We start from the raw sequence: 16,187 nt of genomic DNA, 5'->3' as shown, positions 1-16,187 counted from the left end.
TCACTTTACATTTCAAAGGAGGATGAAGCAAAAAATGACAAACAAAACGCAGCAGAATCTTGTTTTTATATTTGCGGATCAATTTCGAGAAGAGTCTCTACCCATACGGGATCCGAATGTCATTGCCCCTAACTTGCAAAAGCTGATCGACGAGGGGATATCCTTAACTCGGACGTACACGTCAAATCCTGTTTGTACGCCTGCCAGGGCCTCGATCATTTCCGGACTGTATTCGCATACGCACGGCCTTATTACGAACAACCTGCGTTTGCGAACGGATATCACATCGATTGCTCACGTATACCGCGATCACGGATACCGAACCGGATATATCGGCAAGTGGCATATGGACGGGGAGGAAAAGCCGGGCTTTGTACCGCCGGGACCGAGAAGGCAGGGCTTTGATTATTGGGCGGCATTTAACCGAGGGCACAACTATTGGGATTCGGTGTATTACCGGGATGAGCCCGTACCGATTCAGGCCGAGGGGTATGAGCCGGATTATCAAACCGATCTCGCGGTAAGCTTCATTGAAGATAATAAAGGTGTGCCCTTCTGCTTGTTTATGTCTTGGGGTCCGCCTCATACTCCTTTTCATCCGGAGCAAGGAAGAGACGATCGTTGGAACGATCTGCAGCCCGATAGCATACAGCTGAGGCCCAACGTGCCTGCCAACGAAGCGAACAAGGCAAGGCAAGAATTGGCGGGCTACAATACGCATATTACCGCCTTGGATCAAAATTTGGGGAAAATCATCGAGGCGCTGGACGTTCATGGTTTGAGCGCTAATACCATACTCGTGTTCACCTCCGATCATGGGGACATGCTCGGTTCGCAAGGTTTATATCGTAAAGGACGCCCGCTTGAAGAAGCGATTCATATCCCGTTTATCATACGTTTTCCCAGCAAGCTCGGACGGGGAACGGAGAACGAGGCATTGTTCCATACCGTAGATTTTATGCCGACGCTGCTTGCTTTATCCGGCCTTGAGGTGCCAACTGCGGTTCAAGGAAACGATCTGTCCCAAGCTATCGTACAGAACGATCCGAATCTCGGACCGGAGGCGGTGTATATTGAAGGGAAAATGGGGCAGGTGGAAGAATTCCGCGCCATCCGGACGAAGCGGCATCTGCTTGCGCTTGAATTGTCAAGCTTGAAGACGACCCATCTATACGACACCGCAGAAGATCCTTTCGAACTAAACAATAAGGCGGGTCAATCCGACAGCGAGCCTCAGGAGCGGCAATTACGTCATCTTCTGTTCACATTCGCTGCAGAGAAACAAGATCGGCTCGTTACGGAACGCATAGAAGCTCTGGGGGAAGATGCATTGCGTTATGAAATCAAACAGAAAAATTAGTTCGGAGGGAAAAAGAAAATGAGTAACAGACCGAATATTATCGTGATTTTAAATGATGATATGGGATATTCGGATATCGGATGCTATGGCGGCGAAGTCGATACGCCGAATTTGAACTCGCTGGCGGATAACGGTATCCGCTTCGCCCAATTTTACAATACGGCCCGGTGCAGCCCGACGCGCGCTTCCTTGCTCACCGGGTTGCATCCCCATCAGACCGGAATCGGAGTTTTGATAAACGATGACGGACCTGAAGGCTACGCCGGCAATTTGAACGGTCGATGCGTAACGATTGCAGAGGTGTTGCGTGACAACGATTATCGAAATTATATGAGCGGCAAATGGCATGTGGCCACAAATACGAAGACAGTGAACGACACCTGGCCGATCCAGCGCGGATTCGACCGTTTTTACGGGATACTGGCCGGCGCAGCCAATTATTTTTATCCGGGTACGTTAACCCGCGATAATGAGAATGTTGAGCATGAAGCGCTGAACGACGACCGCTACTATTTTACAGATGCCATCAGCGAGTATGCGGTGCAGTTCATTAAGGAGCATGTTCAACAGCATCCGGATAAGCCTTTTTTTCAGTACGTTGCCTATACCGCGCCGCATTGGCCCCTGCACGCTCACGAGGAGGATATTGCGAAATATAAAGGGAGATTCGATGAAGGCTGGGATCGGCTGCGGGAAGAGCGTTTGAAGCGTATGATCGCGATGGGCCTAATAGATGAATCCTGGAAGCTGACGGAGCGGGATCCGGAGCAGCCCAGATGGGAAGATGCCGAGGATAAGGCATGGCAGCTGCGCCGCATGGAAGTGTATGCCGCACAAATTGACCGGATGGATCAAGGCATAGGCACTATTTTGCAAACGTTAAAGGATACCGGCCAGTGGGAGAATACGATCATTTTCTTTCTTGCCGATAACGGTGGTTGTGCGGAAGAATTGGCTCCGGGGTCGGGAGCGGCTCGAGTTAACAAAGGGATCGGCAGAGAGCGGACCAAACGTAACGAGCTTGTCTCCTTTGGAAATCGCAGGGACATTACGCCGGGAGCCGAAAATACGTATCAAAGCTATGGGGCAGCCTGGGCAAATTTATCGAATACGCCGTTCCGCTTGTATAAGCACTGGGTTCACGAGGGAGGGATCGCAACTCCGCTTATTGTGCATTGGCCGGAGTCGATTAACGATAAAGGCGTTATCCGGCACACCCCGGGCCAATTGACGGATATTATGGCGACGATACTCGAAATTACAGGCGCATCGTATCCTGCAACCTATAAAGGCAGACAAATTGTGCCGCTGGAAGGAAATAGTCTCGTTACCGTCATGGATCGGGATACGCGGGAGAATCGTCCGTTGTTCTGGGAACATGAGGGTAATGCCGCCGTCCGTACCGGTAATTGGAAGCTGGTAAAGAAGTATCCCGGTTCCTGGGAGCTTTACGATATGGAAAAAGATCGTACGGAAACGAATGATCTTTCCGGCGAATATCCGGACATCGTAGCTGAGCTAAGCAAACAATACGAGATATGGGCGGATCGCAGCGGCGTTATTCCCAGGGAGAAAATCGTAGCTCTGAAAGAACGGGAACGCCGAATTGAAAAATAAACGGCACGCAGAGCTTAACGTTGCCCTTTATTTGAGGAGTGAATCAAATGAAAAGACCGAATATTTTGATTCTCTAAACGGATCAATTGCGATGGGATGCACTGGGGGCTAACGGCCACGGGCTGCTATACGGCAGGCCTGCGCTAAGATCTGTGCAATTCTGCAATCGTGAAAAAAGGAGACGAATGGGATGGGAAATCTCGTAAAAACGGAAAAACAGGGTTCAACCGATCACAGACGGCCAAACATCGTTTTTTTAGTTGCGGACGATCATCGCTACGACGGGATCCGCGCTTTCGGCAACCGCGCAATTCAAACTCCGGTGCTTGACAGGCTGGCGGAAAGCGGCGTTTCGTTTACGCGGGTCCATATTATGGGCGGTCTCGTCGGGGCCGTTTGCGTGCCCAGCCGGGCGGCGCTGCATACCGGCGTGAATGTATTTCGCGCCTCGGTCAGTCAAACCGTCGACGATCCGAACGGCATAAGGACAATCAATCCCGAGATTGCCGTACTGCCTCAAGTACTACAGGAGGCAGGGTATCACACTTACGCTACCGGCAAATGGCATAACGATATCTGTACCTTCGCCAAATCGTTCAGCAGCGGCGCCCGCTTGTTTTTCGGCGGAATGAGCGATCATCGGAATGTGCCGCTGCATCACTTCGATCCGAGCGGACAATATCCGAAAGAGGAACAGTACATCGGTGATGGATTTTCCACGGAGTTGTTTGCGGATGCCGCCGTCGATTTTCTGCAAAGCTATCGCAATGAGGCGCAGCCTTATTTCCTATATGTCGCGTTCACATCTCCGCACGATCCGCGTACGCCTCCGAAGGAGTATGCGGACTTATACGACCCGGAAGCCATCGATTTGCCGGATAACTACTTGTCGGAGCACCCTTTCGACAACGGCGAGCTTCAAAACCGCGATGAGCGTTTGGCGCAATGGCCCCGGACGCCGGAAGTCGTCCGCCGGCATATTGCCGATTATTACGGCATGATCAGCCATATGGACGCGCAGATCGGGCGGATTATTGAGGCGTTAAACTAAAGAGAAGACGCTGAAAATACGATCATCGTGTATACCGCCGATCACGGCATCGCTATCAGCCGACACGGCTTGATGGGCAAGCAAAACTTATACGATCACAGCGTGCGCGTGCCTGTCATCATAAGCGGGAAAGGAATTCCCGCAGGCACACGGGCGGACGCCTTAACGTACTCCTTCGATCTGTTTCCGACGTTGTGCGATCTCATCGGCATCCCTGTACCGGAAACGGTCGAGAGCCAAAGCTTGGTTCCACTGATTACGGGAGAGCGGGAGCGAAGCCGGAGCACCGTGTTTTCTTTATATAAAGACATTCAGCGAATGGTGAGCGACGGCGAGTGGAAGCTCATCCGGTACTATCGATCCGAACGTAAGGAAGCAGGCGAGGATCGAATTCAGCTTTTCCATCTCAAAGAAGATCCGGCGGAGATGCGAAACTTGGCGGGTGATCCGGTCTATGCCGGCAAGCTGGAACAGCTGGCCGAAGCTTTGACGGACTGGCAGCGCGAAGTGAACGACCCTTGGGCCGGCCGGCCGGTTTTGTTGGCGGAAGGTGCTGGGCAATGACCTGGACCGCTGCAAAACATCCGAACGATCAGAAGACGCGCCTCCCCTAGGGGGTCGTGTGAGAAAACAGACGAAATGATAAATATATCAAGACGTAATGATATGTACATATACAGTCGAAACATTTATTCTGAATTAAACCCGCCTAATCACATATGAATACAAGGTATATTATTCATTCCAATACGAGAGGAGCTTGACAAATGTCTGAAATCATTGAATTATCCCGTTTGAGGTCCCTGCCGGAGCGCGGTAATCCGAAGGGATCGGCTATTCTGCGCCGTCTCCCGGAAGGTATTGAGGAACGGACGTATACGCTTTTCAGCGTCAAACCGCTCAGTCCGATCATCGGCGCCGAAATCTCCGGCGTGGATTTGAGCCAACCTATCTCTCCCGAGCTTCATGCGGAACTGAATCGGGCGCTGCTGGAGTGGAAGGTCATCTTCTTTCGCGACCAGCGCATCAGCAGCGAGCAGCAAAAGGCATTTGCCCGGTTGTGGGGAGAATTGGAAACCCATCCGTTTCTGCCGCAGGGGGATACGGACGAAATTGTCCGCTTCACCAAAGGCGTCAATCCAATCCGGTTCGGCAACTGGCATACGGATGTAACTTGGCGGCTCAATCCCGCACTGGGAGCCATACTCCGTCTAGTCGAGGTTCCTCCTGCCGGCGGCAACACGATATGGGCCGATATGGGCGCCGCATACGACAACCTGCCTGACGAGATCAAAGAACGGATTGACGGTCTTACTGCGATCCACGACTTCACTCATTCCTTCGGACGTAATTTGCCGCCGGATGAACTGGCCGCACGGCAGGCGGAATTCCCGGCAGCCGAACACCCGGTAGTACGAACGCACCCGGAAACCGGACGAAAGACGCTGTTCGTGAATTCATCCTTTACTACCCGGATCGTCGGTCTTGATTTAGAGGAGAGCGAGCAGTTGCTTCAGTACTTGTTCCGCCAAGTCCTCATTCCGGAGTATCAAGTACGTTTCCAATGGGAGGCGAATTCGATAGCCTTCTGGGACAATCGCGCCACCCAGCACTACGCGGTATCCGATTATTATCCTCACCGTCGCATAGCCGAACGCGTAGCCATTGTAGGGGACCGCACGTATTAGGGGGACCGGATCGCATCGTTGAAGATCACAATGCTTTACTCAAGGAGGCCGAAAAACTTGTTATCCGTTGAGATAACAAGTTTTTTAATAAGTCGGAGGTGGCTTATATGAAAAAACAAATGCCGGTTCTATTCGCATTATTGGGTGTTCTCTTGTTTTTTACCGCGGGATGCGCAAAAGAGGATGTGGCAAGTTCGCAAGAAATACTCATTCAGGTATGGGGCTCTCACGATTTTTGGAAAGGGGAGCAAAGTCCGGGACAAAGAACGGTTCAGGATTTTAACAAGAAGTATGCAGGTAAAATCAGGGTGGAAGCGCGGTATATGCCTGGGCCTGAATACAACACAGCCATTCAGGCGGCTATCGCCTCGAATGAGCTGCCGGATCTGTTTTTCAATCCGGGAGGTACCGACATTCGAACCATGGTAGCCCTGGGTTTGGCGCGTCCTTTGGATGAGTTTGTATCGGATACATGGAAGCAGCAGTTTTACCCGGGTTCTTTCTCCGAGGGGATCAACGTCATAAACGGCAAAACCTACAGCTGGCCATTGGCCGGGCCGCAGCTTGGAAGCATATTGTACTACAACCAAGATGTGCTGCAAAAAGCGGGGCTGGACCCCAATGCTCCGCCGAAAACATGGGATGCATTGCGGCAAATGGCCAAAGCGATCACGGACAAAGGCCGCGGAGATGTGTACGGGATCGTATTCGGAGGCGCTGAGACCGGTCTTTCGACATTTGTGCAGGGCTTCGCCGCAACCGTTTCGCCTCAGGAAGCTACGGGTTTTAATTTCAAAACCGGAAAGTACGCTTATGATTCAAAAGCGATTCTGGATTCTTTTCAACTGCTGTCGCAATTGAAGCAGGACGGTACCATATTGCCTTCCTCTTATACTTTGAAAACGGTAGAAGCCGGCGTGCTGTTCGGTCAAGGGAAAGCCGGCTTCTTAGTAGACGGTCGAGCCCGAATGTGGATTACGAAACGCGATGTACCCGAAGTGAAGATGGGGCTGGCGCCTGTTCCGTCCCCGACGGGAAGCAATAAGCCGACCCAATATTACATCCCTGCTGCGGCATCCGGATATGTGATTTCATCCAAAACAAAGCATGCAGAGGAGGTAGGGAAATTCATAAACGAAGCGTTCGCCTCCGCTGTTTTTTATGAGAAATATATCAACAGCGCCGTAGCGGTTACGCCTTTTCCCGCCATAAATGAAAAGAAGTCGCTTTATCCGTATCCCGAGTATGAAACTTTCGTGCAGCTGCACCGCGATTTGATGCGTGTGCGTCCCGACCCCGCGGTTCGCAATCCGGAAGCGGCAAAGGTGATCGTTGAGCTGGGAACGTTGGAACAAACGAATGTCAAACCCAATTTCAGCGAGCTGCTTCAGTCCTTGCTTACCGGCGCTCAAAAAGACGCTGAAGGCACCTTGAAAAAATACAATGAAAAAATGAATAAAGGCTTGCAGGATGCGATCGGTAAAGTTCAAAACAAAGGGACGAAGATCAATCCGGACGATTTTACATTTCCGAATTGGAATGCTGAGAAAGATTATACGGCTGAGGATTACGGGTTAACGAAAAAAGATTGACATTCGGTAAGCCTCATCGAATAGATGTAAGGAGACAAGGGCATGAAAATCATTCCGAAAGCGGCTATCGCTTTACCGTTAGGCTTATTTGTCATCGTGGCGGCCGCCGGATGCAGCGTGGACAATAAAGAGACGTTAGAAGTGACGGCTCAGCGATCACAGAAGGCAGTAGCTGACGAGATCAAGCCGATTACACTGAAAATATATGCAGGCATGCCGGAATCGGAATTCAAAAGTCAAGTGGTCGAACCGATGAACAAAAAATATCCGCAAATTACGATCCAGCGTCTTGGCGTAGATAAAAAGCCGCTTGATCAGCTCATTGTATCAGGGGATACACCCGACATAGTCATCGTTCCGAAGGATGAACTGAAGAGCAATCTGATGCGGCTCGGACTGCAATACGACCTGCGGGAGCTAATAAAGAAATACGACTACGACCTAAACCGCTTCGATCCGATACTGCTCAAGACGATTCAAGATTTAGGCGAAAACGGGCAGCTTATCGGGCTACCCGACAAGAAAACGTTATACGGACTTGTTTATAACAAAGACATTTTTGATAAATTCGGAGTTCCTTATCCAAAAGACGGCATGACGTGGGAGCAAACGATCGAGCTCGCCAAAAAATTGACGCAGCAGGAGAACGACATCCAGTACCGGGGATTGGATCTCAACAACTTGGGTTTGCTGCGCGGACAGCTGACGGCGACTTACGTTGATAGAAACGACAAAGCTGCCGTCACGACGCCGCAGTGGAGGTCGATTGCCGACGTATATGAAAGCATCTATCAAATTCCAGGGAATATCGGCGAGAAGTCCGGTTATGACGTATTTTTAAAAGATCGTACGATCGCCATGTTTGCTACCGGCCTGCTCGGAATGATCAACCGCGCAGCGGAAGTGCCCGATATGAACTGGGATGTCGTGAGCTTTCCTACCTTCAAAGAAGCGCCACTTACCGATCCCCAGGCGGATGGCGTGGCGATTGCAATCACTTCGACAAGCAGGCAGAAGGAAGAAGCGTTCCAGGTCATCCAATATTTGCTGTCCGATGAGGTACAAACGGGTTTGGTTCGGGACGGATTTCTCACTCCGTTGCGTTCCCCGGACATTCTTAAGCAGCTGGGTGCCAATCAGCCTTTATTTAAGGGGAAAAATTTGCAGGCGGCGTATAAGCAGCAGTTGTCGAATTTGCCGGTTACCGGCTACGATAGTTTGGCTTCCGTTCCGATCAACAAGGCGGCGGAGAAGCTGAGATCCGGGACAAGCGATATCAACACCGTATTGAGAGAGGCGGAAGAGGCCATCAACAAGGCGATTGCTTCGGAAAAGTCCAAATAATAACATGAGCAGGGAGGTACGTTTGCCGATGAATCAAGCAGAAAGAAAACCAAACATACTGTTTATCATGGACGATCAGCACCGATTCGATTATTTAGGATGTATGGGGGCGGAGTATGTCCGAACGCCTAATATAGACCATTTGGCAGAGCGCGGGATTCGCTTCACCCACTGTTACACCAATTCCCCGCTCTGCGTGCCCGCGCGCATTTCTCTGGCTACGGGCCTTGACCCGGCGCGCCTTGGTCTGGTCGACAACACGCATGTGTTGGATACCCGGCATGTGACAATGTATCAACGGTTTCGCGATAACGGCTATCGCGTTCATTGCGTTGGCAAGCTCGATTTGAACAAATCGGATCGTTACAACGGAAGGTACGGGGATAGGCCAAGCACGTATCAGTGGGGCTTCACCCACCCGGAAGAATGTGAAGGCAAGCAGCATGCCGGCTCCTCTCCGACGCCGATCGGTCCCTATACGCATTATCTTGAGCAGCTCGGGCTGCTGCAGGCTTTTTATGAAGATTATCGAAACCGGGGAAAGAAAAACGGATACGATCAATCGTTCCGTGATTCGGTACTGCCGACGGAAGCGTTTGAGGACTGCTACATCGGCCGCAGGGCGGCACAGTGGATAGACACGGTACCGGACGATTTTCCGTGGTTCTCATTCGTCAGCTTCGTTGGGCCGCATGCCCCGTTCGATCCGCCGACAGCATACGCCGACAAATACCGTCACTCGCAGGTGCCTGAAGCGGCCAGCGGTAAAACGGACGGTAAGCCAGCATGGGTCAGGAGGAAGGAAGAGCCGATCGAACCGTACGAAATCGCTGTATCACGCCGGCAATATTGTGCGGCCATCGAGGCTATCGACGATCAGATCGGTTTGATTCTTGACGCCCTGGAGCGGCGGGGAATGTTGGACAATACGTACATCGTGTTTACGAGCGATCACGGGGAAATGCTGGGCGACCACCGATTGTACGGCAAAACATTGCCCTACGAGCCGTCCATCCATGTACCGCTAGTCATAGCCGGGCCCGGTATCGAAGCGGGGCGCGTATCCAAGGCAATGGTACAATTGATCGATTTGAATCCAACCGTCGGGGCACTGGCGGGCCTGCCTGCTCAAAACGGAATCGACGCGTTATCGATCGCGGAGCTGCTGCTCGAGAACCCCGGAAAGCATCACCGTAGCGATATAATCAGTTCCTGCAAACATTTCCGATGCATTCGCGACGATAAATATAAGCTAATTATGAATAGCGACGAATATATTGAATTGTATGATATGGAATCGGATCCTCATGAACTCCATAACATAGCGAGCGTCCACCCCGAGCTTGTCCGCAGCTTGTCCGCGCAGCTGGAGCAGCGGTTTGCCGAAGTCTCCCGTTGACGTTCGGCAGCGAACGAAGCAATCCGAATATGGAGGTTTACCCCATGACCAAAAAAAGACCGAATATCGTATACATTATGAGCGATGATCACGGCTACCAAGCGATGAGCTGCTACGGAAGCCGAATCAACGAAACGCCGAATCTCGACCGTATCGCAAATGACGGCATACGGTTGAATAATTGCTTTTGCACGAATTCGATATGCGCACCGAGCAGAGCAGTGATTCTCTCCGGCAAATACAGCCATCACAATGGGGTAAAGACGCTGGCGGACCGGTTTGACGGCAGACAACAGACGTTTCCGAAGCTGCTGCAAGCGTCCGGTTACCAAACGGCGCTCATCGGCAAGTGGCATCTCGGGCACGGCGGCGATAACGATCCGACGGGCTTTAACTATTGGAACGTTGTGCCGGGCCAAGGCCGCTACTACAACCCCGAATTTATTGAAATGGGTGAAAAACGGACAGTAGACGGGTATGTGACGACCGTGACGACGGATCTTTGCCTCAATTGGCTTGAGGAGCGGGATCAAGACAAGCCGTTTCTGCTCATGTGCCACTACAAAGCACCCCACGGACCGTGGCAGCCGGATGAGAAGCACGCGCAGCTGTATGACGACTTGGAGATTCCGGAACCGGTTACGTTCTACGACGATTACCGAAATCGGGGAAGAGCTGCCGGCGCTGCGTTAATGCGAATAGACCAGGATTTACCGAGGAATGTACCGAAATATGCCGCTCCGGAGGGGCTGACCGCGACCCAAGCGAAAAAATGGTCGTACCAGCATTTCATTAAAGACTATTTGCGCTGCGTCGCATCCATTGACGAGAACGTCGGACGTTTGCTCGATTATTTGGATGCGGAGGGATTAACGGAGGATACGATTGTCGTATATACGTCGGATCAAGGGTTTTATTTGGGAGATCACGGATGGTATGATAAGCGGTTCATGTACGAAGAGTCGCTCCGGATGCCGTTTATTATGCGATACCCAAGGGAGATTGCGGCAGGAAGCGATACGGATGCCTTCGCGCTGAACGTCGATTTTGCGCCGACCTTCCTTGATTATGCAGGTGTGGATATCCCGTCCGATATGCAAGGAAGCAGCATCCGCCAGGTCGTTCAAAGGCATGTGCCGGACAACTGGCAAACGACCGTATACTACAGGTATTGGATGCACATGGATAAACCCCATGCCGTCACCAGCCATTACGGCGTCCGTACCGAGAAGCACAAGTTGATTTATTATTACGGCGAGGCGCTCGGCTGCAAAGGGGCGAACGACATTCCGACGCCAAAGGAATGGGAATTGTTCGACCTGGAGAAAGATCCGAACGAATTGAACAATGTATACGCCCGGCCGGAGTATGCCGCGGTCGTAAATAGCTTAAAAGCGGAGCTGAGCCGACTGCGCGAGCAGGTGAAAGATTATGAGTGACCGAGGTGTACACGAAGAAACAAGCGCCTAATATCGTCATGATCGTGTCCGACCAGCACCGAGCCGATTGGATGGGTTGCGCGGGAGCATCGTACCTGGACACGCCGAATCTTGATCGGTTGGCGGAAGGCGGTGTGCGTTTCACGAATGCATACTGCAATGCGCCGCTCTGCGTACCTTCCCGTATGTCCATGCTCAGCGGACGTTATCCTTACCGCACCGAAGTGTGGGGCAACGAGCACGAACTCGCCACCGATATCCCGACCTTTGTACATGCGCTGGGGTTGGCAGGGTATGAGACGGTGCTATGCGGTCGGATGCATTTCAAAGGTCCGGATCAGCGGCACGGCTACCAGCGGCGGCTCGTCGGGGATATTACGCCCACGTACAACGGCGGGCAATCCGCTCCCTACGGCAGACTGAAAGGAACCGCTGCGCAAGGCATGCTGTCGCTTCAGCTTTCCGGACCGGGAGACAGCCCGGTAATACGGTACGATGAAGCGGTGACGGATGCTTGCGAGCAGCTTCTTGAAACCCGCTTCCGCAGCGGCGAGAACCGAAGCTTGTTTCTTACGGTCGGTTATTACGGTCCGCACCCGACGTTTATATGCCCGCCGGACACGTACGCGTCTACATCCGCGGCAATGGATGGCATCGAGCCGATTTCGCGGGATGAAGAACCTACGCACCCTTGGGTGGCCGATTGGTTCAAGCGGTTAAAAATCGATAATGCGACGAGCGAGGATGTCCGGAGAGTGCGTGCCAGCTACGCGGGACTTGTTCAGCAATTGGACCGGCACGTAGGCCGGGTGCTGGAGGCGGCGCGTTCGCTGCCCGGAGATACCATCGTCGTTTATGTCAGCGACCACGGTGAAATGGCAGGCGACCATGGCATGTTCTGGAAGCAAAGCTTCTACGAAGGATCGGCTGCCGTGCCGATGATCTGGCACCCGCTGTCTCAAGAAACCGCCGAATTTCAGTTCGCCCGAGGCCGCATGGTTGATGTGCCGGTAAGTCTGCTTGATCTGGCTCCGACACTGGTCGGGCTATCCGGAGCCCCGGAAATGCCGGGACTCGACGGTAATGATCTGCGACCGCTGCTGCTGGCAGGCGCAGTCGCAGCCCAAGATGCCTTTTGGACGGAGCGGCCGGTGTTTTGCGAGATGCTGGGGCCTTCCCGCATGATCCGCTATAAGCAATACAAGCTGAACTATTACAACAGCCATGCATCACAGTTATTCGATCTGGAGAGCGACCCGCACGAGAAGCGCGATCTGTTTCCGCTTGAAGCGTACGCCGGCGTTCGCAATGAGCTGCTCAGTCTGTTGCTGGACGATTGGAAACCGGAGCGGATACGGGAGACCGTCGCAAGTAAAATAGCCGACGTGCAATATTTGACACAGTGGGGGAAACAGATCGGTTTTGGCAGGATGGATTTGTGGCCGTCGGATTACTCGGATTATTAAACGAAGCGGTATCGCAGAAACGGAGGGTATATGAGCAAACCGAATATACTGATCATTATGGCCGACCAGCATCGGTACGATTGTATAGGCGCCTACGGGAACCGGGACATCCGGACGCCGAACCTGGATGGATTGAGCCGGGACGGCGTTATTTATGATAACAGCTTTTGCAGTTCGCCCTTCTGTACGCCTTCCCGCTATTCGTTTCTTACCGGATTATACCCGCACCAGCATCTGGGTTGGAGCAATCGGAGTACGATTCCAAAGGAAATAAATACGTTTCCCGGATTGCTGCAAAAAGCAGGCTACCGCACCAAAGCGGTGGGGAAGATGCATTTTACTCCCACGTATCTGGATGTCGGATTCGAGTCGATGCTGCTGGCTGAACAAAACGGCGATGGCCGGTACGAGGACGATTACCATCGATACTTGCGAGAGCACGAATTAATGGACCGGATCGACTTGATGGATCAGGTAACAGAGTACAGGGCGAAAGCGCCGCAGCAGTATTGGGATACGTATGGCGCTATGGCGTCCGACTTGCCGGAGGCGCACCATTCGACCACCTGGATCGGAAATCAAGGGCTGGCCGCGCTGGACGAATGGGGTGAGCAGAACGAGCTGCTGATGGTGAGCTTCATCAAGCCGCACCATCCTTTTGATCCGCCCAAGCCGTGGGACGCCATGTACGATCCCGAACGGCTTCAACTGCTGCCGGGCTGGACCGAGCAGTGCTTGCCGGCGGATTTGCGCATGCATGAAGGCTTCTTCCCTCATGCGAAGCTGACGGAGCCGGTTTTGCGTCAAGCGATGGCCCATTATTACGGTTCGATCAGTCAGATCGATCACATGGTCGGTCAAATGATCGACAAGCTCAAGAGCAGGGGACTCTACAACAAAACGCTTATCCTGTATACCAGCGACCACGGCGAATATATGGGCTATCACCACATGCTTCTGAAATCGAATTACATGTACGAGCCGCTCGTCAAAGTCCCGCTAATGATAAAGTATCCGAACAACGAGCAAGCGGGGGAACGATCCGCTCTACTCGTGAATAATATTGATGTTTCAGCTACGATTCTCGAGCATGCCAATGTGGAAAAAGCGAAGTTTATGGCCGGTAGAAGTATCGGAAGTTTGGCCGGGAAACCGAGAACTTTCGTGATCGGTGAGAACGGGCGGGGGCGGCAGTACATGGTCAGAACAGATCGCTACAAGCTGATATTGACGAACGACTCCGGCAAATCTGCATTTTACGATCTAGCCGCCGATCCATTCGAATTGAGCAATCTCATCGGCGATCCTGCATATGAGCATGACATTCGTACCTGCCGCGAACATCTGTTCCAAACGCTGCTGTTTGATGCACCTTCACCAACCTATGTTGATCCGTTAGCCGACAGGATCGAGGGGGACAATGTCCCCTCAAATCCATCGATCGTGTCGAATTTGGCAGGCTGGATCGCAAGCAACTGGCAATGAAACAAGCGATGGCGGCCGATCCGATATACAGGAATTGGACACCGCGAGTTTGTGCATGTGGTTGAGTCACTAGAGGCGCACATATTTCATGCGAGATGGGTGCGTCTCGTTTTTTTTGCGCAAGGCCACCTTACCAGACAAAATGCCAAATAAAATAATACGAAGTGATATTACCCTTTTATCATGTTTCGAATATGATGTTTTATAATCGAATATCCGACTATGCACATCTGAATATAATATTATAAATGAGTGCTCATAACAAAGAAAAAAACGTTTACTGGACACGCCAGAGACGCGATTTCCCTATAGGGAGACTGCGTTTTTTTATCCTCAATATTCCGAGAACGGACATAGAGAGTCCTATGGTAAACAGAATATATTTGAAGAACGGGAGAGGATTCATTTGCTAAATGGAAGAAAAGTGCTTGTCCCCCTGCTGGCGGTTACAATGTCTATCGCGTCGTATGGCTGCGGTAAATCCGATGTGAAGTCGGCAAACGGCGATGAATCCAAAAAACCTGTTACACTGAGCGTGCTAAAGGGAGAGCTTAGTTCAACACCGGAGGATTTTCAGAAGTTTTTTGTCGAACCGTCGAAAAAAGCGTTCCCGAATATTGATTTGCAGTATGTAGAGTTGCAGAAAGGGCAGACCTATCAGGATCTGTTAACCGCGGGGGACTTCCCGGACTTGATCTTCACAGGGATTCGGGGGGCGAACACTTTGACCGATTTGCATATTGCTTTGGATCTTACCGCACTGATTAAAAAATATAATGTGGATTTAGCGAAGTTCAAACCGGAAGCAATGAATTCGATAAAACCTTACGGAACGAATGGAGAAATATTCCTTCTCCCCTATACCATCAATTTTTATGCCTTGTTTTATAACAAAGATCTGTTCGATAAATTCGGTGTAGCTTATCCAAAAGATTCGATGACATGGGATGACGTGACCGAGCTTGCGAGAAAGATGACGCGCAGCGAAGACGGAACGCAATACCGCGGCGTCGATTCGGGGAACGTTACGCTCACGGCAAGAGGGCTTTCATTGCCATTCGTCGATACTGAGGCGAAGAAAGCCGTTGTCAATAATGACAGGTGGAACGAAGTTTTCAACACCGCCAAGGCCATGTATACCATTCCTGGTAATGCTCCTTCACAGGAACAGTTCGGTAAGGCGGTCACCAATTTTTTCAAAGAAAAAAACATCGCCATGTTTCCTTACTATACCAATGCCGTGATTGAGCGTTTTGCAGCATTCGGTGGTGGCGCCCAACCGTTTCAATGGGACGTGACGACCTACCCGAGTTTTAAAGAAGCTCCGGGAAAAACAGCCGAATTGGACCCGAGCGTCTTTTTGTTGTCGAAAACAAGCAAATACAAGGATGAGGCATTTCAGGTCATCTCTTATTTGGCGACATCGGAAGAAGTTCAGACCGCTGCGGCCAAGCAGGGAAGACTGCCAGCCATTCAATTGAACGGAATTGAAAGCTTTTACGGGGAACAGATTACGGTATTGAAGGATAAAAACGTGAAAGGGATGTTCAAGTCCGCAACGCGGGAGCTTCCTCCGGCCACGAAAATCGATGATTTTGCTAGGAACCAGTTAAACACGGTGTTTAAAAATATCGTTTACAATAATTTGGATACGGTAACCGCACTGCGCACGGCGGAGGAAGTGATTAATAAATACATTGAACAAACCAACAACCAATAAGGTCACGAGGCGGTCACTTCCGGAAG

The 16,187-nt window shown here is 51.5% G+C and carries 10 protein-coding genes and 1 pseudogene; all 11 read left to right on the top strand.

Annotated elements, in window-relative coordinates:
• Nucleotides 1-34: 34 nt before the first annotated feature.
• The 11 genes and pseudogenes from ACFQI7_RS00370 to ACFQI7_RS00320 all read left to right on the top strand — a co-directional run bounded on the left by ACFQI7_RS00370 (nt 35) and on the right by ACFQI7_RS00320 (nt 16,161).
• Nucleotides 35-1,360 carry a sulfatase family protein gene (locus ACFQI7_RS00370; protein ID WP_218096431.1) on the top strand — a complete coding sequence of 442 codons (1,326 nt, stop codon included), beginning with the start codon at nt 35-37 and terminating at the stop codon, nt 1,358-1,360.
• An 18-nt stretch (nt 1,361-1,378) separates the two neighbouring features.
• Nucleotides 1,379-2,977, top strand: coding sequence for an arylsulfatase (locus ACFQI7_RS00365; protein WP_218096430.1), 1,599 nt, complete (start codon nt 1,379-1,381; stop codon nt 2,975-2,977).
• Nucleotides 2,978-3,167: 190 nt separating this feature from the next.
• Nucleotides 3,168-4,592, top strand: a pseudogene (locus ACFQI7_RS00360) (sulfatase-like hydrolase/transferase).
• A gap of 203 nt (nt 4,593-4,795) precedes the next feature.
• Nucleotides 4,796-5,716 carry a TauD/TfdA dioxygenase family protein gene (locus tag ACFQI7_RS00355; protein ID WP_218096429.1) on the top strand — a complete coding sequence of 307 codons (921 nt, stop codon included), beginning with the start codon at nt 4,796-4,798 and terminating at the stop codon, nt 5,714-5,716.
• Nucleotides 5,717-5,823: 107 nt separating this feature from the next.
• A complete protein-coding gene (locus ACFQI7_RS00350; protein ID WP_218096428.1) occupies nt 5,824-7,308 on the top strand; it encodes an ABC transporter substrate-binding protein in 1,485 nt (494 codons plus the stop codon).
• Nucleotides 7,309-7,350: 42 nt separating this feature from the next.
• Nucleotides 7,351-8,652, top strand: a complete 1,302-nt coding sequence (locus tag ACFQI7_RS00345) for an extracellular solute-binding protein (RefSeq protein WP_218096427.1) — start codon at nt 7,351-7,353, stop codon at nt 8,650-8,652.
• Between the two features lie 28 nt (nt 8,653-8,680).
• Nucleotides 8,681-10,051, top strand: a complete 1,371-nt coding sequence (locus tag ACFQI7_RS00340) for a sulfatase family protein (protein WP_218096426.1) — start codon at nt 8,681-8,683, stop codon at nt 10,049-10,051.
• A 44-nt stretch (nt 10,052-10,095) separates the two neighbouring features.
• On the top strand, nt 10,096-11,490 hold the full coding sequence (locus ACFQI7_RS00335) for a sulfatase family protein (protein ID WP_218096425.1): 1,395 nt from the start codon (nt 10,096-10,098) through the stop codon (nt 11,488-11,490).
• Complete coding sequence (locus ACFQI7_RS00330) at nt 11,487-12,956, top strand: sulfatase-like hydrolase/transferase (protein WP_218096424.1); 1,470 nt, start codon at nt 11,487-11,489, stop codon at nt 12,954-12,956. Before ACFQI7_RS00335 ends, ACFQI7_RS00330 begins: the two co-directional genes overlap by 4 nt.
• Nucleotides 12,957-12,986: 30 nt before the next feature.
• On the top strand, nt 12,987-14,441 hold the full coding sequence (locus tag ACFQI7_RS00325; protein WP_218096423.1) for a sulfatase family protein: 1,455 nt from the start codon (nt 12,987-12,989) through the stop codon (nt 14,439-14,441).
• 406 nt (nt 14,442-14,847) lie between these two features.
• Nucleotides 14,848-16,161, top strand: a complete 1,314-nt coding sequence (locus tag ACFQI7_RS00320) for an ABC transporter substrate-binding protein (protein WP_218096422.1) — start codon at nt 14,848-14,850, stop codon at nt 16,159-16,161.
• The last annotated feature ends 26 nt before the right edge of the window (nt 16,162-16,187 follow it).

Source organism: Paenibacillus allorhizosphaerae, from assembly GCF_042659105.1.
In the GTDB taxonomy this organism is placed as follows: Bacteria; Bacillota; Bacilli; order Paenibacillales; family NBRC-103111; genus Paenibacillus_G; species Paenibacillus_G allorhizosphaerae.
This window is presented reverse-complemented; position numbering and strand designations above follow the sequence as displayed.

What these genes read in the sequence shown, in the direction of transcription:
- ACFQI7_RS00370 (WP_218096431.1), top strand. Translation starts at nt 35, where the DNA reads ATGACAAACAAAACGCAGCAGAATCTTGTTTTTATATTTGCGGATCAA.
- ACFQI7_RS00365 (WP_218096430.1), top strand. Translation starts at nt 1,379, where the DNA reads ATGAGTAACAGACCGAATATTATCGTGATTTTAAATGATGATATGGGA.
- ACFQI7_RS00355 (WP_218096429.1), top strand. Translation starts at nt 4,796, where the DNA reads ATGTCTGAAATCATTGAATTATCCCGTTTGAGGTCCCTGCCGGAGCGC.
- ACFQI7_RS00350 (WP_218096428.1), top strand. Translation starts at nt 5,824, where the DNA reads ATGAAAAAACAAATGCCGGTTCTATTCGCATTATTGGGTGTTCTCTTG.
- ACFQI7_RS00345 (WP_218096427.1), top strand. Translation starts at nt 7,351, where the DNA reads ATGAAAATCATTCCGAAAGCGGCTATCGCTTTACCGTTAGGCTTATTT.
- ACFQI7_RS00340 (WP_218096426.1), top strand. Translation starts at nt 8,681, where the DNA reads ATGAATCAAGCAGAAAGAAAACCAAACATACTGTTTATCATGGACGAT.
- ACFQI7_RS00335 (WP_218096425.1), top strand. Translation starts at nt 10,096, where the DNA reads ATGACCAAAAAAAGACCGAATATCGTATACATTATGAGCGATGATCAC.
- ACFQI7_RS00325 (WP_218096423.1), top strand. Translation starts at nt 12,987, where the DNA reads ATGAGCAAACCGAATATACTGATCATTATGGCCGACCAGCATCGGTAC.